Raw genomic sequence first — 20,173 nt, 5'->3', positions numbered from 1 at the left:
CCATGACGGAGCTGCAGCTGGTAAGAGCACTGCAGCTTCGTTCTGATTTATGAGCGATAAAGGAGGCAGCATCCGTTATGATTGATTTGATAATTCCCACTCTCTCCCAAGGACTTTTGTGGTCCCTCTTGGCTCTTGGTGTCTACATCACGTTCCGGGTCCTTGATTTTGCCGATATGACCGTCGAAGGGTCCTTTCCCTTGGGTGCCGCCATTTGTGTCTATTTCCTGATCCGGGACCATCATCCCTTGCTGGCCCTGCTTGCCGCTGGTCTTTTGGGCGGCGTTGCAGGCATCGTGACGGGACTTCTTCACACGAAGCTTCGCATCCCGTCGCTGCTTGCAGGAATCCTTTCCATGATTGCCCTTTATTCCGTCAACCTGCGTATTATGGGTAAAGCCAATGTTTCCCTTTTGGGAAAGGAAACAGCGTTTACCTATATGGAAACCTTGGGCCTTGACTATGCCCAGTCCGTCTTTATCGTAGGGCTCTTGGCCACGGTGGTCATCGGGACCTTGATCTACTGGTTCTTTGGTACGGAAATCGGAGCCGCCATCCGGGCCACGGGTTTTAACCCGCAAATGATCCGCGCCCAAGGCATCGATACCAATGTCATGCTTCTTTTGGGGCTTTTCCTGAGTAATGCCCTCACCGCCATGGCTGGCGCCTTCATTGGCATGAACAATGGCTTTTTCGATGTGGGGATGGGCGTAGGCACCATCGTCATCGGCCTTGCATCTGTCATCATTGGGGAAGTCCTCTTTGGCACGCGGAGTTTCAAGAACAGCTTGGTTTCCGTTATCCTCGGATCCATCGTTTACCGTTTTGTCATTGCCATCGTGCTCCAGATGGGAATGCCACCCAACGATCTCAAGCTGTTTACGAGTGTGCTTGTCGTCATTGCCCTTGCTCTGCCCATGATGCGGGATAAGGTCCAGAGAAGAAAGGTGGGCTGACCATGCTGGAACTGAAAAATATCAGTAAGACCTTTTTTCCCGGAACCATCAATGAGAAAAAAGCTTTGCGCGGCGTCGATCTCCATATGGAAACGGGGGATTTCATCACTATCATCGGTGGCAATGGTGCGGGGAAATCGACACTCCTAAATTCCATTGCCGGTGTCTTTCCCATTGATGAAGGATCCATCACCATTGATGATGTGGAGCTTACCCAGATGCCGGAACATCAACGGGCCCGCTATATTGGCCGCGTTTTCCAGGATCCCATGATGGGTACGGCAGCCGGCATGATGATTGAAGAAAATCTCGCCATAGCCAGCCGCCGCGGCAAAAGGCCGGGGCTCTCCTGGGCCCTTAAGGAAGAGGAACGTTCCCATTTCAGGGAACTGTTAAAGGAACTGGACCTAGGACTTGAAGACCGCCTGACTGCTCGGGTGGGACTGCTTTCCGGCGGACAGCGCCAAGCTCTGACGCTCCTTATGGCCGCCATGAACCATCCTAAATTGCTCCTTCTTGATGAGCACACGGCGGCCCTTGATCCAAAAACGGCCGAAAAGGTCCTTGCCCTGACGCAAAAAGTCATTGCCCGGGACCATCTGACAAGCCTCATGATTACGCACAATATGCGGGATGCCCTGCGTTTTGGCAACCGCCTCGTCATGATGAATGCCGGCCGCATCGTTGTCGATGTGGGCGGCGAAGAAAAAAAGCGGCTGACCATCCCGGACCTCCTGAATCTCTTTGAAAAGGCCTCGGGAGAAGAACTTGATAATGATCGAATGATCCTGGGCTGATCTGGGATCAATAATTGAACGAGAGGGGACATGACTTCCATGAAGAAAGTACCATTTGTTACGAAAGCACAGGTCGAGGAAATTGCAAAGACTTATCCAACGCCATTTTACATCTATGATGAAAAAGGTATCCGCGAAACGGCACGGAAAATCAACCAAGCCTTTTCCTGGAACAAGGGCTATAAGGAATATTTTGCTGTCAAGGCAACGCCCAACCCTTATATTTTGAAGATCCTCCAAGAAGAAGGCTGCGGGACCGATTGTTCGTCCTACACGGAACTTTTGATGAGTAAGGTCTGCGGATTTTCCGGCCGTGACATCATGTTCTCGTCAAATGATACACCGGACCAGGATTATCGCCTGGCCGCTGAACTGGGAGCCATCATCAACCTTGATGACTTTACCATGATTGACACGGTAGAGCGTCTCGTCGGTATCCCGGAAACAATTTGTTGCCGCTATAATCCGGGCGGTACCTTTGCCCTTGGCAATGACATCATGGATAATCCTGGCGACTCCAAATATGGGATGACCAAGGCCCAGCTCATGGAAGCCTTCAAGATCCTCAAGAAGAAGGGCGCCAAGGAGTTTGGCATCCATGCCTTCCTTGCCAGCAATACCGTGACCAATGAATATTATCCGGAACTGGCCCGCCAGCTTTTTGAACTGGCCGTGGAAGTCAAACATGAAACGGGGATTGCCGTCAGCTTCATCAATCTTTCCGGCGGCGTCGGCATTCCTTACCGTCCGGACCAGACGCCAAATGATATCCTGGCCATTGGTGAAGGGGTTCACCGCGTCTATGATGAGGTCTTTGGTCCTGAAGGCATGACAGACGTGCGTCTCATGACGGAAATGGGCCGCTTTGTCACGGGGCCTTATGGAGCACTTATCGCAAGGGCCATCCATTTCAAGCATATCTATAAGGAATATGTCGGTCTTGATGCCTGCGCGGCCAACTTGATTCGTCCTGCCATGTACGGAGCCTACCATCATATTACGGTCCTTGGCAAGGAAAATGCCCCCTGCGATCATAAATATGACGTGACGGGCGGCCTCTGTGAAAACAATGATAAGTTCGCCGTTGACCGGATGCTGCCGGAAATTGAAGAAGGTGACTATCTTTTCCTTCATGATGCCGGCGCCCACTGCTACGCCATGGGCTACAATTATAACGGTAAGCTATGGTGCGCAGAACTCCTGCTCCAGGAAGACGGAACCGTCAAGATGATCCGCCGCGCCCAGACTCCGAAAGACTATTTTGCAACCCTCGACTTTACTGGTCTTTTTGATGGAGTGGAATGATGAAGAAAAATGACACGGAAAGAACCTTGGAAGGGATGATCCATATCCCGACACTGAACCTGCGCCTTGCCCTTGAAGGAATTCTCGTTGGCCTGTTTGCCGGTGGCTGTATTGCCCTTTTGCGCAGCTGCCTTGAATACGTTTCGGAACGGCGCTCCCTCATGGTGGCTTTTTTGCAGAACGTCTCCATGACCTACGCCTTCTTCTGGGTCCTTGCCCTTGTGATGACGAGCCTTGTCATCAGCGGCCTTGTTAAATGGGTCCCCATCGCTGGCGGCAGCGGCATCCCTCAAGTGCGCGGTATCGTCATTGGCGTTTATTCCAGCCTCCATTGGTTTCGTGTCATCGTGGTCAAACTCATCACAACCGCACTGGGGATTGGAGCGGGGCTGTCCATGGGGCGGGAAGGACCTTCCGTCCAGATTGGCGGTATGGCAGGTCAGGGCATAGGCAAACTCTTCCGTAACTCCAATGTGGAGACTCGGGCCCTCATCAGCAGTGGTGCGGGGGCCGGACTTGCCGCCGCCTTCAATGCGCCGATGGCAGGCTGCCTTTTTACGATGGAAGTCATCCATAAAAACCTTTCCGCCCTTGTCATGCTGCCAACCCTTATGGCCAGCCTGACGGCCGCTGTAGTGGCTCACTTCGTGTTTGGCACGGAAACGGTTTTTGCTATTCCGCGTATGCCCATCCTCGATGCGGCCTATTTGCCCCATTTGGCCCTTTTGGGGCTTTTTACGGGGACAATCGGGGTGCTTTTCAATAAGGCATCCCTGAACATGGGGCGTTTCTATGGCCTCTCTTTTTTCAAGGCACCGTGGATAAAGCTCCTTTTCCCGCTCCTTCTTACCATCCCTCTCACGTTCTTTTTTCCCTACGTATTGGGGGCCGGGGATGGGGTCATAGAAGATATGGTGGAACTTAAGGGAACGGTTCCCTTCATCATCCTGCTCCTTGTCGGGAAATTTGCCTTTACCATGTTCAGTACCGGTTCCGGCGCGCCAGGCGGCTCCCTTCAGCCTATGCTCGTACTAGGGGCCATCTGCGGAGGCCTTTACGGTAACCTTGCTGCAGGCCTTGGCCTTTTGCCGCCGGAATATCGGCTCCATATGGTGGTCTTTGCCATGGCCGGCTTTTTCACGGGCTCTGTCAGGGCTCCTGTTACGGGGATCCTGCTTCTCTTGGAACTGACAGGCCGGTTCTATCATATGGTTCCCCTCGGTATCGTTACACTTTTTGCCTATGCTGCAGGTGAACTGCTCCGCGATCGGCCCATCTTTGACGCTATTCTCGAAGATGACCTTAAGGTCCGCTTCCCGAAAACGGCCAAAAAGGACCAGCTGCAGCGCAATCCCTATGTTTATGAAGCTGCTGTGGAAAGCGGTTCCCTTGCTGAAGGCAAAAGCTTGAAGGAGTTGAAGTTTCCTGGCAAAGCCCTGGTGGTTTCCGTGCGGCGTGGTGACAGTACCCTCATCCCCGACGCCAGCCTTGTGCTTATGCCAGGTGATTATCTTTACATTCTCCCTAACGAGGCACGGATCTCAGACCTGACTGGCCTGCTCAAGACCCAAGAAAAAGAATAAGGTTTTTCCCCTGCGGCTGCCGCAGGGTTTTTTCGTCATGAACCTTCCTTCTGGATTCCCTGCGTTTTTCGCTGCCTTCCTATGTTATAATAAAAAGTACGAAACATAAGGAGGTATGGCCATGGAAGAAGACAGTCTGTTTAAGACCCCTCACCATGAACCGTTGGCGGAACGGCTCCGACCCAAGACGCTGGATGAGTTCCAGGGGCAGCAGCACCTACTGGGTAAAGGCAAAGTCCTGCGCAACTTGATTGAAAGGGACCAGATTTCTTCCATGATTTTCTGGGGCCCGCCCGGCGTGGGAAAGACAACCCTTGCAAAGATCATCGCCCATACGACAAAAGCCAGTTTCATCACTTTTTCGGCTGTGACCAGCGGCATCAAGGAAATCCGCGCGGTCATGCAGCGGGCGGATGAACAGACGCGGTTTGGCCAGCGGACCATCGTCTTTATCGACGAAATTCACCGCTTCAACAGGGCCCAGCAGGACGCCTTCCTACCCTTTGTAGAAAAAGGAAGCATCATCCTTATCGGGGCGACGACGGAAAACCCGTCCTTTGAAGTAAATGGTGCCCTTTTGTCCCGCTGCAAGGTTTTTGTTCTCAAGGAGCTTACGACAGAAGACATCATGGCCCTTTTGAAACGGGCCTTGACCGATTCCCGGGGCTTGGGAGACCAGCATATCCATATGGATGATGACAAGCTCCGCATTGTCGCGGAATTTGCCAGCGGGGATGCCCGCAGTGCCCTGTCCACGCTGGAAATGGTCGTCCTAAATGGGGACGCAAGGGAAGATGGAATCTATGTGACGGAAGAGACCCTAAAAGAGTGCACGAGCCAAAAATCCTTCCTGTATGACAAATCTGGGGAGGAGCACTATAATCTCATTTCCGCCCTCCACAAATCCATGCGCAATTCCGATCCCGATGCCGCTGTCTATTGGCTTGCCCGCATGCTGGAGGCGGGGGAGGATCCTTTATACATTGCCCGCCGCGTTGTTCGCTTTGCCAGTGAGGATGTCGGGATTGCTGACTCCCGGGCCCTTGAAGTGGCCGTTGCTGCCTATGAGGCCTGTCATTTCATCGGGATGCCTGAGTGCTCCGTCAACTTGGCCCATGCGGTCATCTATATGGCTATGTCCCCTAAGTCCAACGCCATGGAGCTTGCCTATATTGAAGCACGGGAAGACGCGCTGCATCATCTGCAGGAACCGGTTCCGCTTGTCATCCGCAATGCTCCGACCGCCCTCATGAAGGAAGCGGGATACGGCAAAGGCTACATTTATGCCCATGATACAAAGGAAAAGATCGCGGCCATGGACTGCCTGCCTGATTCCCTTAAGGGACGGCGTTACTACCACCCTACAGAAGAGGGGTTTGAAGTGCGCTATAAGGAGCGTCTGGAAAAGATCCTTCAATGGAAGGCGGCCCAGCGGTCCAAATAACTATCTGAAAAAGGAGTTCCATGATGATCATTGGTATTGGTGTTGACCTTGTTGAGGTCAGCCGGATAGAAAAGGCCCTCCAGCAGGAAGGCTTCAAGGAAAAAATCTTTACGGACGAGGAAATTGCGTACTGCGAAAGCAAGAAATGCCATGCGGCAGAATCTTTTTCCGGACGCTATGCCGTGAAGGAAGCGGTGGGCAAGGCCCTTGGAACAGGCATCCTGCCTGGTCAGTTTGAAAAAATTGAGACCCTGCCTGATGCCACGGGGGTGCCTCAGGTCCATCTTTTGGGGCCGGTCCTCATTACGGCCATGAACCGTCGCGTCAATAAGGTCCATGTTTCCATCAGTCATACGAAGGATCTTGCCATCGCACAAGTGGTATTGGAGGGATAAGGGTGAAACTCATAGGAAAAGAGGCCATGAAAGATGTGGATGCCCGTCTGATTAAAGACATGGGTTTTCCTGAGACGGTGCTCATTGAAAATGCCGGCCGCGCCGTAGCCGAAGAAGCCTGTGCCTTTTTGGGCGGCGCTGCAAGAAAACGGATAGTCCTTTTGTGCGGCAAAGGAAATAATGGCGGTGACGGGCTGGCGGCCCTGCGCTTTTTGTCGCGTTTTGGCGCTTCCTGCTCCCTTATCCTTACGGCTGAGCCGGAACAGATGGGAAAGGCTGCTCAGGCAGAACTTGTAATGACGGAGGGGTTTGCTTTTCCCCGCTTTGTATGGGAAAAAGAGCCCCAAAAGGCCCTTGCAGCGGCTCGACAGGCAGATCTCCTTTTAGATGGCCTTGTAGGAACGAGCTTTCATGGCAGCCTCCGGGAGCCCATCCTTTCCTTTGTACGCGCCCTTAAGGAGCTGACTGTTCCTATCCTTGCCATCGACCTGCCAAGCGGCGTTGACGCCGATACGGGAAAAGCCGCCCTTGCCCTCAAGGCGGACCTTACAGTGACCATGGTGGCCCCCAAGCCCGGTCTTTATCTTTATCCCGGTGCCCTTTATGCAGGTGCGGTCAAGGTGCATACCATCGGCACGCCCAAACAGGTGGAAGAAGAGGCAAAAAGCACCATGACCCTGCTTGATGACGCTTTTGTTGCGCCCCTGCTGCCCCATCGCCCCAAAAACGCCCATAAGGGAACTAATGGACGCATTGCCCTTGTAGCAGGCTCCCGCGGTTATATTGGGGCGGCGGAGCTTGTAAGCAAAGCTGCCGTTCGTGCTGGTGGGGGACTTGTGACCGTTTATACGGAACAAGCAGCCTGGGAGCCTCTTGCCATCAAAAGTACGGAAGTCATGGTCAAGACCTTTGACCCCCTTGACGTGGAAGCCTCCGTACAGGAACTTTTATCCAGTGATGTCGTTGCCATTGGCCCCGGCCTAGGCAAAGCACCGGAAACGGTACGATTTGTCAGAAGCCTTGTTCAGCAGCTTCCCATGCCCCTTGTCATCGATGCGGATGGCCTCAATGCCCTAGCCGGTGAAGACGCGCTGCTGCTTCGTCTCCCTAATAAGATCCTGACGCCCCATCCCGGTGAGATGGCGCGTCTTTTGGGAATTCCTACGGCCGATGTCCTTGATGACCCAATCCAATGCGCTCGTCTAGGTGCCAAAAGATGGAATGCCATTGTTGTCCTTAAATGCGCGCCGACGCTGATTGCCCTGCCAAACGGTGAACTCTTTGTGAATTCTACGGGCAATGAAGGCATGGCAACCGGCGGCTCCGGCGATGTCCTGACAGGGACCGTGGCAGGCCTTTTGGGACAGGTCCATACGGCGTCTGCTGCAGCTCTGTCCGGAGTTTATGTTCATGGTCTTGCCGGTGATCTTGCCAAAGGGGAGGGAACAGTCGGCATGAAGGCGGGAGACCTGCTGGATAAGCTTCCCTCAGCCATCCAGAAAGTGCTGCGTCATGCGTGAACCGATTGTTTAAAATGGCGCGGCTTGTCTTCTTTGATTTGCAAGGGAAGGCATATCGTGGTAAAATCGACGGGTATAAAGGGAGGTCCCATCGTGTTAAAAAAAATCCTGCTCATGAGCTGCGCCCTTCTGGCTCTTGTTGGTGCCACGGTAGTGCACGCAGCCCCAAGAATTACAAAAGTTGCCTATGGTGTCAGTCCTGACCGCCAGCTCCGCGTGGTCCTTGAAACAACAACGCCTGCCCGCATGCGTTCCGAATTCATTGAAAAGGAACTGCAGGTTACGGTCGGCGCACGGCTCAATTCAAGCGTGTCCCGTTCCTATGTCCCCAAGAATGCGCCCTATGTCAGTAAGGTTGTCCTTGAACCTAAAGGGTCGGAGACCTTGGTTCGGATCCATATGAAACGGAAACTGGATAAAGGGGATTACAAGACCTTCAATCTAAAGCGCGATTCTGTCAACAAGCGGCCGACCCGCTCCGTCATCGACGTCATTGCCGGTCCGAGCCGTAAGACCTTTGACACGAAAAAGAAATCTTCGTCCTTGGAAAAGAAGCCCTGGCGCCCAAGTACGCAGGGATCTGGTTATTCCGTTGTGGGCGGGATTGAAGGCAAACGCATTACCTTGGATCCTGGACATGGCGGTACGGATCCGGGTACCCATGGTCTTGTGACGGGTGTCTACGAAAAGAATATTACCCTTCCCATTTCAAAGATGGTGAAAGCGTACCTTGAAGACAAAGGAGCCATCGTCTATATGACGCGTACGACCGACGTTGATGTCTATGGACCTGATGCAACGGACGTACAGGAACTGCAGGCCCGTGTCGATGTGGCAGAGGAAAATAAATCTGACCTGTTCATTTCCCTCCATATCAACGCCAGTGTCAATACCAGTGTCGGCGGCTATTCCACTTACTATCATCCGAAGACCAAATATGATATCCAGGTTGCCCAATGCATCCAAGATGAGCTGCTAAAGACGGGAGACCTCGAAGATCTCGGTGTGCGCTACGCCAATTTCTACGTCAATAAGCGCAGCACCATGCCAGGGGCCCTGGTCGAAATGCTCTTTTTGACCAACAAACGGGAAGAAAAGCTGCTCAATAACAGCTGGTTCCAAAAGAAGATCGCCAAGGCCATTGCCGATGGGATCGAAGATTTCTATAATCAGCATCGGGGAGGTTGAGGAAGATGAAACATCGCATTGCTGCACTGACTGCTGCTCTTTCCCTCGTTCTTGCAACCAGCCTTTTAAGCGGCTGTGAAGGACCAGGAACCCAACCTTCCGCGTCTCAAAATACGGCCGTTACGCAGGAGCAGAAGACCCAGACGGTCAAACGGGTCATCTACCGCGCTGATGGCAAGGGCACGGAAAAGCTCAAGGCCGTTGAAGTTGAAATCGGGGCCCATGAGAAAAATCCCTATCTTGTCGTTTTGAAACGGCTTGTTGAAAAAGCCCCCAAGGAAGAAACTACATTTCCAAAGGGACTGAGCGTCAAGGATGTTACCGTTAAGGATGGGATTGCTTCCGTCGATTTCAATGATGTCTTCCTATCAAGGCGGCACAATGACTATGACAACACCATGATGGTCTACGCCGTTGTCAATACCTTGACGGAATTCAAGGACGTAAAAAAAGTCAAATTTCTCGTGGACGGCAAACCGGTCGAGGTCCTCGGTCAGATGGACCTTTCTGATCCCCTGTCGCGGGAAGAATCTTTCCTTGTAAAAAAGTGAAAGTATAGAAGTGAAAAAGGGAACAAGAGGGGTTTGCCCTGTTGTTCCCTTTTTCTTTTTCCGGCTTCCTGCAAGGGACCTTGTGAGCCCATAGGGCGGTGTCTTCTTCTTTATGAATCAGCCGTTTGGACTGTAAAATCCGTTTGCATGAAGTTCGCCCTTTATTATATAATGGTGAACATAATCTCGGAAGGAAGTGGCGCTGTGCAGATCAACTGGTACATCTTGATTGCCCTGGTCCTTTATTTTGCCATTCTTGTGACCATTGGGCTTGTAACATTTAAAAAAGATGAGGATATGGAAGGCTACGCCTTAGGCGGACGGGCCCTGGGCCCTTGGGTTACCTCCATGAGTGCGGAAGCCTCGGATATGAGCGGCTGGATGCTCATGGGACTGCCTGGCTATGCCTATATGGCGGGCATTTCTGCTTTTTGGATTGCCATTGGTCTCATCTTAGGCACTTGGGCCAATTGGGCCGTGACAGCAAGGCGGCTGCGTGTCTTTACCCAGGTCATGAATAACTCCATTACGCTTCCGGAGTATTTTGACAACCGTTTCATGGATACCAAAAAGAGCCTGCGTATTGCGTCAGCCTTCTTCATTTTCATCTTCTTTTTGATCTACACTTCGTCAAGCTTTGTTGCTGGCGGCAAACTCTTTAACACGGCCTTTGGAATGGATTATCACACAGCGCTGTTTTTGACGGCCGGCATCGTGGTCTTTTACACCTTGATGGGAGGTTTTGCGGCCGTCTGCTGGACGGACCTGTTCCAAGGCTTTCTCATGTTCTTTTCCATTCTAATCGTGCCTGTAACAGCTATGTATTACATTGGCGGCGTGGGGCCTACCATAACCCGCCTTAATGCCATCAGTTCAAACTACTTTAGCATGATTGAAGGGGCCGATGGCAGTGTACTCAGTTTGACGGCCATCGTTTCCCTTGTGGGCTGGGGCTTGGGCTACTTTGGACAGCCCCATATCCTGGTCCGTTTCATGGCCATCCGTTCTTCCAAGAACATCAAACAGGCCACCCACATCGCCGTGACCTGGGTCGTCGTTTCCCTTGCTATGGCTGTCCTCGTAGGTCTCACAGGCCGCGTCGAACTGGGGGACAGCCTCAAGGGCAGTGCGGCTGAAACGGTATTTATGCACATGAGCGGCCGTTATTTCCATCCCTTTATTGCGGGAATCATCACGTCGGGTATCCTGGGCGCTATCATGAGCACTTCGGATAGTCAGCTCCTTGTTGCCGCCTCAAGCTTTACGACGGATTTCTATAAGATTCTCATCCATAAGAAGGCTACGGCGAAGGAACTTGTCATGGTAAGCCGTATTATGATTGTTGTTGTCTCCGTCCTGTCCCTGATCCTTGCCCTGGATCCAAACAGCATGATTCTCACCATTGTGTCCTATGCCTGGGCCGGCTTTGGTTCTGCCTTTGGACCGCTGGTCATTCTTTCCCTTTACTGGCGCCGTATGACAACAAAGGGTGCCCTGGCAGGAATTATTGTCGGCGGGTCGACCGTCCTTATCTGGAAAAATTTCTTTGCCTCCACGGGCCTTTATGAAATCATCCCTGGTTTCATTCTTTCCCTTGCTGCCATTGTTGTGGTGAGCCTTCTTGACCGGGAACCGCCCAAGGAAATGACTGATCATTACGATGAAGCGGTAAGGACCCTTCAAAATGAAGCTTGACACGATAGACTGTGAAAAATGAGCGATTCATTTTTCGCAGTCTTTTTTTATGCATGATTCTAAAAAAACGTGAGGAAGAAACGCGTCTGCAGCAACACATTTACCGCAATGTGGCAATCAGTCCCAGGCCAAATACAAGAGATGGCAGTTTTTGCATCACTGCGTCACAGCATTAAAGCAATCCGCTTTTTTGACTGACCAAAAAAACGGGAGGGGCCCCCTTGTTTCTCGGCCCTATTTATATTATAATGTCATATATTTGTGATTTTTGGGTTGGCTAGGACCGGCAGGATAGTAGCTCATCCGTTCCTGTACGGACAAGCCGCCCGTAACAAGCTGGAACAGGGTACCCCTCGCAGTCAGGAATCCCTTCCCACCTATGGGAACACGCAGTCATATATGGAGTTTTTTGAGGGCTTGCTCTTGCTAGCGCTGGACCCAGCACCGGCACAAGGGAGCAATCCCTCTACTTTGTTTGTAGGAAAGAGGAGGCATCATGGTTCCTGTCAAGGTGACGATTGTCAGCTGGAACAAAAATGATCCAGAAGGGCCGTCCACGTTCATTGCCTTCGGGAAGATGACCGAAAAGGGCGGCGTGACCTATGTCCGTTATGAAGAAAGCAAGCTGACGGGCATGGATAAAACGACAACGACCTTGAAATGGTCAGAACAGGCGCTGACTATCATTCGCCATGGCCGTTTTGAGCACAGACAGCATTATGAACGAGGCCGCAATACGCTGTTTCAATATCGGACACCGTATTTTTCCCTGCCCATGTGCGTCTTCACCCGTCAGTTGGAAATGAAGCGGGGAGAGGGACGATGGGACCTGACCTTGGAATATGATATGGAAATCGACCGCCAGCCGAATGGATCCCTTCGGCTATCGATTGTTGTTGAGGAGGAACATAAGAGTGGACATCAAGAAAGTACTCACTGAGGCCGTCAGCGAAGCGGTCCAAAAGGCCATCCAGGCCGGCACCTTGAAAGAAGGGAAAATGGTTCCCCTGGTCTTTACGGTACCGCCCCAAAAAGCTTTTGGCGATTTTGCAACAAATTTTGCCCTTCAGGCAGCCCGCAATTTTCATTGCCCGCCCCGCGTGATTGCTGACGCTGTCGTAAAATACCTGGACTGCAGTGCCGTCGAAAAGATGGAAGTGGCCGGTCCGGGCTTCCTCAATTTCTATTTGAAATCAGACTGGCTCTATGAAGGGCTCGCAAGGATCCTTGAAAAAGGGGAGAGCTATGGGAACCTTCCCAAAAAGGCTGGTGAAAAGATCCAAATCGAATTTGTGAGTGCTAACCCGACGGGCCCCCTTCATGTGGGGCATGGCCGTGGGGCCGCTGTTGGGTCGAGCCTGGCTAACCTTATGCTTGCTGCCGGTTACGATGTGACGAGGGAATACTTAATCAATGACGCAGGCAACCAGATGCATAACCTGGCCCTTTCCGTCAATGCTCGCTACTTGGAGCTTTTTGGAAAAGAAGTGTCTTTCCCGGAAAATGGCTACCATGGAGAAGATATCATCGTCACAGCCCGGCGCATCAAAGAAAAATATGGCGATAAGTTCCTTCATATGGAAGAAACAGAGCGTCTTTCCGCTTTCCAGACTCTTGCCAAGGATGAAAAGCTTGCAGCCTTGCGGGAAGATCTGGAGGCCTTTAACTGCAAGTTTGATGTGTGGTTCAGCGAACAGAGCCTTCACGACGCGGGTAAGATCAAGGAAGCCGTGGATACCCTCCAGAAAAAGGACTACGTCTACGAAAAAGGCGGTGCCCTCTGGTTCCGTTCCACTAAGTTCGGGGATGATAAGGATCGTGTTGTCATTCGTGACAACGGGGTGTCGACCTATTTTGCCGCCGATATTGCCTATCATCAAAATAAATTTCAGCGGGGGTTTGACCGTATCATCAACTTATGGGGAGCCGATCATCACGGCTATATCACCCGCGTGAAAGCGGCCATGGAAGCCTTGGGGTACGATCCAAGCCATTTGGAGATTCTCATCCTTCAAATGGTCAGCCTCTATCGCAATGGCGAACTGGTCAAGATGAGCAAGCGGACGGGCAAGGCCGTCACACTCAATGAGCTTATTGAAGAAGTCGGAACGGATGCTGCACGCTATTTCTTCATCATGCGCAGCATGGACAGTCAGCTTGACTTTGACCTGACTTTGGCAACGGAACATTCCAATGATAACCCGGTGTACTATGTACAGTATGCCCATGCCCGTATCTGCAGCATCTTGAAGCAGATGGAAGAGGAACACATTGCCCTCGATCCTCACTGTGACCTGTCAGTTCTTGGGGAACCAGTGGAAATCGACCTCATCAAGAAACTGGGTGACTATGAGGATTTGGTGGAAACGGCAGCGGCTGAACGGGCACCCCATAAGATTGCCCATTACGTCTATGAACTTGCCGGTATTTTCCATTCGTTTTATAATCAGTGCCGCGTGCTGGGCGTCGATCCAAAACTTCAGCAGGCTCGTTTGGCCCTTATTATGGCCACGCGCCATACGCTGCGCCATGGTTTGATGATTCTCGGTGTTTCCGCACCGGACCATATGTAATTTTTCTATAGCAACAACAGATAAGGGAGGAAAAACATGACCAAGTATATTTTCGTAACGGGCGGTGTTGTTTCGTCTTTGGGTAAGGGCATCACGGCAGCGTCCTTGGGCCGTCTCCTCAAGAGCCGCGGCTATAGGGTAACGATCCAGAAATTCGATCCTTACATCAATATCGATCCCGGTACGATGAGCCCGTATCAGCACGGTGAAGTTTTCGTCACCGATGACGGCGCGGAGACGGACCTTGACCTGGGCCATTATGAACGTTTCATCGATATCAACTTGACTCGCAACTCCAACGTTACGGCTGGCCGGATCTACCAATCTGTTATCGACAAGGAACGTCGCGGTGATTATCTGGGCCGTACGGTACAGGTCATTCCTCACATTACCAACGAGATCAAGGAACGGGTCTACCGCGTAGGCCGCGAAGAAAATGCGGATTTTGTCATTACGGAAATTGGCGGGACTGTAGGGGATATTGAAAGTGAACCCTTCCTTGAAGCCATTCGCCAAGTCAAGAAGGATGTACCCCGCAATGACTGCCTCTACATCCATGTCACCTTGGTTCCTTATATTGCTGCTGCCGGCGAACTGAAGACCAAACCGACCCAGCACAGCGTAAAGGAACTGCGCAGCATCGGCATCACCCCGGATATCCTCGTCTGCCGCAGTGAGCATGAAGTCAGCAAGGAAATGCGCGAAAAGATTGCCATGTTCTGCGATGTGGATACGGATGCTGTCTTCCAAGCCCTGACGGCAAAGAGCATCTATGAAGTGCCTCTCCTGCTCCAGGAACAGGGCATGGACAAGGTCGTCCTCAAGAAACTCAACATGGAAGACCGTCCCTGCGACATGAAGGAATGGAAGGACATGGTCGACAAGATCATGGCCCCCCACAAGGACAAGACGAAAATCGGCGTCGTAGGAAAATACGTCGAACTGCCCGATGCTTACATCAGTATCGTCGAAGCCTTGAAGCATGCCAGCTTCTACAACCATGCCGATGTGGAAATCGAATACATCAATGCGGTTGATGTGGAAAGCCCGGAAGCAAATCTTGACGAAATCTTCAAGGGCATTGATGGGATCCTTATCCCCGGCGGCTTTGGTGACCGCGGAATTGAGGGCATGATTCGTTCTGCCCAGTATGCCCGGGAACACAAGATTCCTTTCTTTGGTATCTGCCTTGGCATGCAGTGCGCTGTCATCGAATATGCTCGCAACGTATGCGGTATGAAGAAGGCCAACAGCACGGAATTTGATGAAGCTACGCCGTATCCTGTGATTTACCTCATGCCGGAACAGATGAGCGTTGAAATCAAGGGTGGAACCATGCGTCTTGGGAAGTACCCCTGTAAGCTCATTGCCGGCAGCCATGCCGAAGAAGCTTATGGAACCGACCTCATCAGCGAACGCCATCGTCATCGCTATGAAGTCAACAACGACCTTAAGGAAGAACTCTTCTCCCATGGACTGGTTCAGGCTGGGACGTTGCCTAACGGCAAACTGACGGAAATTGTCGAACTGCCGGAAAGCGAACATCCTTGGTATGTTGGGGTCCAGTTCCATCCGGAACTGAAATCCCGTCCGACCAATCCGCATCCGCTGTTTAAAGCGTTCATTGCGGCTGCCTTGAAAAACCAGAAGCATTGAGTTTATGACAGAAGCAGGAAAATCCTTTCCTGCCCTCCTGTTGTGATAAGAGGGGATGCGGCAGGCTGCACCCCATGAAGCAGGTTCCCTCATAAGGAGGGAGACGGCTGGCAGATGTTAGAAAATCCAGCCCAACAAGATAATGGAGGCGTAATGATGAACAGAGAATTATCCATGGAATTTGTACGCGTAACGGAAGCTGCAGCCATTGCGAGCGCCAGAGGCGTTGGCCGTGGGGATAAAAACGGCATTGACCAACTGGCCGTCGATGCTATGCGCAAGATGTTTGATACGGTAAACATCAGTGGGACCGTCGTCATCGGCGAAGGCGAAATGGACGAGGCTCCGATGCTCTACATTGGGGAACATGTCGGTGCCGGCGGCCCTGAAGTGGATATCGCTGTCGACCCTGTTGAAGGCACGAACCTTGTTGCTAAAGGACAGCCCGGTGCCATTGCCGTTATTGCGATTGCTCCGAAAGGATGCCTGCTCCATGCGCCTGATATGTACATGGACAAGATTGCTGTCGGTCCCCGTGCCAAAGGCTGCATCAACATCGATGATCCCGTTTCCGCTAACCTCGAACGGGTTGCCAAGGCCCTGAATCGCGGAGTCGGTGACCTTACGGTTGTTGCCCTTGACCGTCCACGTCATCGCAAGATCATTGAAGAAGTGAGGGCAGCTGGCGCTCGGATCCGTCTTATCAGCGATGGGGACGTCGATCCAATTATCAATGCAGGAATCGAAGGAACCGGTATCCATATGTACATCGGTCGCGGCGGTGCCCCGGAAGGTGTTCTTGCTGCAGCTGGACTCAAATGCTTGGGTGGCGATATGCAGGCCCGCCTCTGCCCGGAAAATGAAGAACAGGAAGAACGCTGCCATAAGATGGGCATTTCCGATGTGAAGCAAATCCTCACCATTGATGATCTGGTAAAGGGTGATGACGTTATGTTCACCGCTTCAGGAATCACGAACTGTGATCTGCTCCACGGCGTCAACTTCTTCGGAAACGGCGCTCGTACCCATACGATTTCCATGCGCTATGCAACGGGCACGGTCCGTTTCGTTGATGCTGTCCACACCTTTGATCGCAGCAACATCAATATCAAACTGTAATCTTATAGGAAATCCAGAAGCGGGAGCGGCATCTCATGACCCTGTCATGCGGTGCGGCCCCGCTTTGTTTTGATTCCTTGTTTTGTGTAGGAAATGGATAGCAAACATGATGAATGAATTGATCCGCCTATTAGGGCGGGAAAAGACAACAAAAGAAGGAATCCAAGCTTGGCAAAAGGCCTCAGGCCCTTTGACAGTGACCGGCCTGTCAGGATCCATCAAAGCCGGCTTTTTGTGCGCTCTTCAAACCTTTGGTAAGGCCTCGGATCCGTTGATCATCCTGACCCCTCGAAGGGAAGACGTGCGTCTTTTGCGCCGTGAACTGACCCCGTTCTATCCGGATCAGGCCATGCGTGAACTTTATCCGCTTGGACTCATCCATGGTGAAATCGATACACGCAATGAAGAGGTCATGGCAGAACGGGCAGCTGCCCTTGAGATGATTCTCAAAAAAGAAGCCGCCATCATCTTTGTCACGGCAGAAGCTGCCATCCAGAAACTGCCAAGGCCTGATGGCCTTCTGCGGGACAGCATCACCTTGACCCATGGGGATGAAAAAAATCGTGACAAGCTCATAGAGCGCCTAGTTAAAGAGGGATATGAACGCACGGATCAAGTCGAAACCTTGGGCCAATTTTCCGTTCGCGGTGACATCCTTGACATTTTTCCCATTAATGCCAAGGATCCGGTCCGGATTGAATGGTTTGATGAAACCATCGACGCCATCCGCCGTTTTTCCTTGGAGGACCAGCGCAGCATCGGCGGCCTCACAAAGGTTGATATCATGCCCATTGCTTCTGGCGAAAAGGAAGCGGAATCCAGCTTGCTTGATTACGTATCGCCTGACCAGCTTCTTGTCCTTGATGAAGCTTCCGCGTTTTTTGAGGAAGCCAAGAAATCCTATCTTGACAACCGGGAATTCAAGGATCAGCTGTTTTCGGAAAAGGAACTGCTGGAGCGCTCCCAAAAGAGTCATCTCCTTGTTGTGAGCGCCCTTTCCCAGCCCCTTTATCAGGCCTATCCCAGACTTGCCATCAAGGTGCGCGCTGCGGCGCCTTATAACCGCAGCTGGGATCTTCTCATCAAGGATCTCAAAGGATGGATCAAAGAAGGCATCCATCCCCTCATCATGATGGGAACCCGGGACAAAGCGTTTGGGACGGCCCAACATCTTCAAAATGAAGGGCTCCCCATGACCTTTGTCCAAAAAGGCAGCCTCATCCCGGAAAAGGGAGGAGCCGTCTTTGAGGGTGGCCTGTCCCATGGATTTCATTTCTGGGATGAGAACTGGCTCCTGCTAACGGAAGCCGATATCTTCGGTTCCCGCAAAGAGCGGCGGCAGAAGAAAAAAATTCGCGGTGCCGGTCCCGCCTTGACTTATTTTACGGATATCAAGGCAGGCGACTATGTCGTCCATGATACACAGGGCATAGGCCGCTATTTAGGGGTCGAGACCATTGTTATAGATGGCATCCATCGGGATTACCTTAAGCTCCAATATGCCCAGGGTGACAAACTTCATGTGCCTGTTGAACAGGTAGGGCTCCTCCATAAATACATCGGCAGCGAAGGAACGCCGCCACGCTTATCCCGTATGGGCCGCTCTGATTGGCAAAAAGCCAAGAAAAAGGCCCAAAAAGCTATCACCATCCTTGCTTCGGAGCTCCTGCGCCTTTATGCCCAGCGAAAGATTACGCCGGGACATGCTTTTGCCCCGGATACGCCTTGGCAGAAAGAATTTGAGGACCGTTTTCCTTTTGAGGAAACGCCAGATCAGCTTAAAGCCATCCAAGAAATCAAGGCTGATATGGAAAAGCCTGTTCCCATGGAGCGTCTTTTGTGCGGCGACGTGGGATACGGCAAGACGGAAGTTGCCATCCGGGCAGCTTTCAAAGCGGTCATGGACGGCAAGCAGGTGGCTGTCATGGCCCCGACGACGGTTCTTGCCCAGCAGCATCTCATCACCTTTCAAAACCGCATGGATGCCTTTGGTGTAAGAATTGAAATGCTGAGTCGCTTCCGCAGCCGTAAGGAGCAGAAGGATACACTGGATAAGCTTGCAAAAGGGGATCTTGACATTGTTATCGGCACCCATCGCCTGATTCAGCCCGATGTCCACTTCAAGGACCTGGGCCTTCTCATCATCGATGAGGAACAGCGTTTTGGTGTGGCCCAGAAGGAAAAAATCAAGCAGTGGAGTTCTGGCATCGATGTCCTTACCCTGTCGGCAACGCCTATTCCGCGGACCCTCCATTTGGCCTTGGTAAAGGGACGGGATATGAGCGTCATCGAATCACCTCCGGAAGACCGATTGCCAGTAGAAACCTATGTGGCAGAATACGATGATGGCATGGTTAAAGAAGCCATTGAACGGGAGATCCGCCGTGGCGGCCGCATCTACTATGTCCATAACCGGATTGAGGCCTTGGACCGCATTGCCCACCGTCTGCGGGAAATGATTCCTGGTCTGTCTATTGGTGTAGCCCATGGCCGCATGACGGAAGATGAACTGGAAGAAGTCATGGTCGGCTTTTACCAAGGGGACTATGATGTCCTGCTTTCAACGACCATCATCGAGAATGGACTTGATGTGCCCCTTGCCAATACAATCATCATCGATGGGGCCGAAAACTTTGGCCTTTCCCAGCTTTATCAGATGCGAGGACGGGTGGGACGCTCTTCGCGCCTTGCCTATGCGTATTTTCTTTATAAAAAGGATAAGGCCCTGTCTGAAGTCTCGCAAAAACGCCTTCAGGCCATCCGCGATTTTACGGAACTTGGCGCTGGCTTCAAGATTGCCATGCGGGACCTTGAGATCCGCGGCGCGGGGAACCTTCTCGGGGCAGAGCAGCATGGCCAGATTGCCGGTGTAGGGTTTGCTCTTTACTGCCGCCTGCTGGAAGACACAATCAAAGCTCTCCAGGAAGGCAAGAGTCCGGAAGAGGTCCTTCACGACCCTACCATCAATATGAAGCTTGATGCGTACATCCCGGATGACTTCATCGACAACCCGCGCTACAAACTAGAAATCTACCGCCGTCTTGGCAGCATGAAGTATGAAGAACGGGAGGATTTCATGGATGAAATCATCGACCGTTTCGGAACCCCGCCCAAGGAACTCGTGACGCTGTGGCGGGTGGCTGCCATCCGGGCCCTGTGCCGAGACCTTGTAGTGGATGCCGTCACCGCACGCCCCGGTTCCCTGACGATTCGCTTCAACCCGCACAGCAAGGCCAATCCCGATGTCATTCGTGACCTTGTGAAGGAATATGTGCCGCGTCTTACTTTCAGCCTTAACCCCGTGCCTCAGCTCGTTTTGCGGACAACAGGCCCTGTCAGCGACGCCCTGACTTTTCTCGAAAAGAACCTGCCCCGCCTGCTGAACTGACAA

The 20,173-nt window shown here is 52.1% G+C and carries 15 protein-coding genes; all 15 read left to right on the top strand.

Translation table 11 applies throughout. From position 1 onward, the window contains the following. Nucleotides 1-77 precede the first annotated feature (77 nt). The 15 genes from H503_RS0100265 (at nucleotide 78) to mfd (ending at nucleotide 20,170) form a co-directional block, all read left to right on the top strand. Nucleotides 78-956: an ABC transporter permease gene (locus H503_RS0100265; protein ID WP_009016420.1), complete on the top strand. Its 879-nt coding sequence runs from the start codon at nucleotides 78-80 to the stop codon at nucleotides 954-956. A gap of 2 nt (nucleotides 957-958) precedes the next feature. After that, nucleotides 959-1,753, top strand: a complete 795-nt coding sequence (locus H503_RS0100260; protein ID WP_009016421.1) for an ABC transporter ATP-binding protein — start codon at nucleotides 959-961, stop codon at nucleotides 1,751-1,753. Nucleotides 1,754-1,792: 39 nt separating this feature from the next. Then, complete coding sequence (locus tag H503_RS0100255; protein WP_009016422.1) at nucleotides 1,793-3,058, top strand: diaminopimelate decarboxylase; 1,266 nt, start codon at nucleotides 1,793-1,795, stop codon at nucleotides 3,056-3,058. After that, the gene (locus tag H503_RS0100250; RefSeq protein ID WP_026385362.1) at nucleotides 3,055-4,641 is read left to right on the top strand and encodes a ClC family H(+)/Cl(-) exchange transporter; all 1,587 of its coding nucleotides are present in this window, start codon (nucleotides 3,055-3,057) and stop codon (nucleotides 4,639-4,641) included. The genes H503_RS0100255 and H503_RS0100250 overlap by 4 nt, the downstream gene beginning before the upstream one ends. A gap of 121 nt (nucleotides 4,642-4,762) precedes the next feature. After that, on the top strand, nucleotides 4,763-6,085 hold the full coding sequence (locus H503_RS0100245; protein ID WP_016459618.1) for a replication-associated recombination protein A: 1,323 nt from the start codon (nucleotides 4,763-4,765) through the stop codon (nucleotides 6,083-6,085). 20 nt (nucleotides 6,086-6,105) lie between these two features. Further along, a complete protein-coding gene (gene acpS / locus H503_RS0100240; RefSeq protein ID WP_009016062.1) occupies nucleotides 6,106-6,480 on the top strand; it encodes a holo-ACP synthase in 375 nt (124 codons plus the stop codon). Between the two features lie 2 nt (nucleotides 6,481-6,482). Continuing rightward, nucleotides 6,483-8,000, top strand: a complete 1,518-nt coding sequence (locus H503_RS0100235; protein ID WP_009016061.1) for an NAD(P)H-hydrate dehydratase — start codon at nucleotides 6,483-6,485, stop codon at nucleotides 7,998-8,000. 93 nt (nucleotides 8,001-8,093) lie between these two features. After that, nucleotides 8,094-9,188 (top strand): N-acetylmuramoyl-L-alanine amidase family protein, encoded by a 1,095-nt coding sequence (locus H503_RS0100230; RefSeq protein ID WP_016459616.1) that lies wholly within the window; start codon nucleotides 8,094-8,096, stop codon nucleotides 9,186-9,188. A 5-nt stretch (nucleotides 9,189-9,193) separates the two neighbouring features. Then, nucleotides 9,194-9,739 (top strand): GerMN domain-containing protein, encoded by a 546-nt coding sequence (locus H503_RS0100225; RefSeq protein ID WP_009016059.1) that lies wholly within the window; start codon nucleotides 9,194-9,196, stop codon nucleotides 9,737-9,739. Between the two features lie 204 nt (nucleotides 9,740-9,943). After that, a complete protein-coding gene (gene putP / locus H503_RS0100220; RefSeq protein ID WP_009016058.1) occupies nucleotides 9,944-11,434 on the top strand; it encodes a sodium/proline symporter PutP in 1,491 nt (496 codons plus the stop codon). Between the two features lie 496 nt (nucleotides 11,435-11,930). Next, entirely contained in the window at nucleotides 11,931-12,374 is a 444-nt protein-coding gene (locus tag H503_RS0100215) for a YwiB family protein (RefSeq protein WP_009016057.1), read from the top strand. Then, a complete protein-coding gene (argS, locus tag H503_RS0100210) occupies nucleotides 12,349-14,007 on the top strand; it encodes an arginine--tRNA ligase (protein WP_009016056.1) in 1,659 nt (552 codons plus the stop codon). The genes H503_RS0100215 and argS overlap by 26 nt, the downstream gene beginning before the upstream one ends. A gap of 36 nt (nucleotides 14,008-14,043) precedes the next feature. Next, a complete protein-coding gene (locus tag H503_RS0100205) occupies nucleotides 14,044-15,663 on the top strand; it encodes a CTP synthase (RefSeq protein ID WP_009016055.1) in 1,620 nt (539 codons plus the stop codon). Nucleotides 15,664-15,819: 156 nt separating this feature from the next. After that, the gene (gene glpX / locus H503_RS0100200; protein WP_016459615.1) at nucleotides 15,820-16,782 is read left to right on the top strand and encodes a class II fructose-bisphosphatase; all 963 of its coding nucleotides are present in this window, start codon (nucleotides 15,820-15,822) and stop codon (nucleotides 16,780-16,782) included. A 106-nt stretch (nucleotides 16,783-16,888) separates the two neighbouring features. Further along, on the top strand, nucleotides 16,889-20,170 hold the full coding sequence (gene mfd, locus H503_RS0100195; RefSeq protein WP_009016053.1) for a transcription-repair coupling factor: 3,282 nt from the start codon (nucleotides 16,889-16,891) through the stop codon (nucleotides 20,168-20,170). Nucleotides 20,171-20,173 lie beyond the last annotated feature (3 nt).

It is taken from the genome of Acidaminococcus intestini DSM 21505 (genome assembly GCF_000425045.1).
Classification (GTDB): domain Bacteria; phylum Bacillota; class Negativicutes; order Acidaminococcales; family Acidaminococcaceae; genus Acidaminococcus; species Acidaminococcus intestini.
Note: the sequence above shows the minus strand (reverse complement) of the source record. Positions and strands in the feature narration are given on the sequence as shown.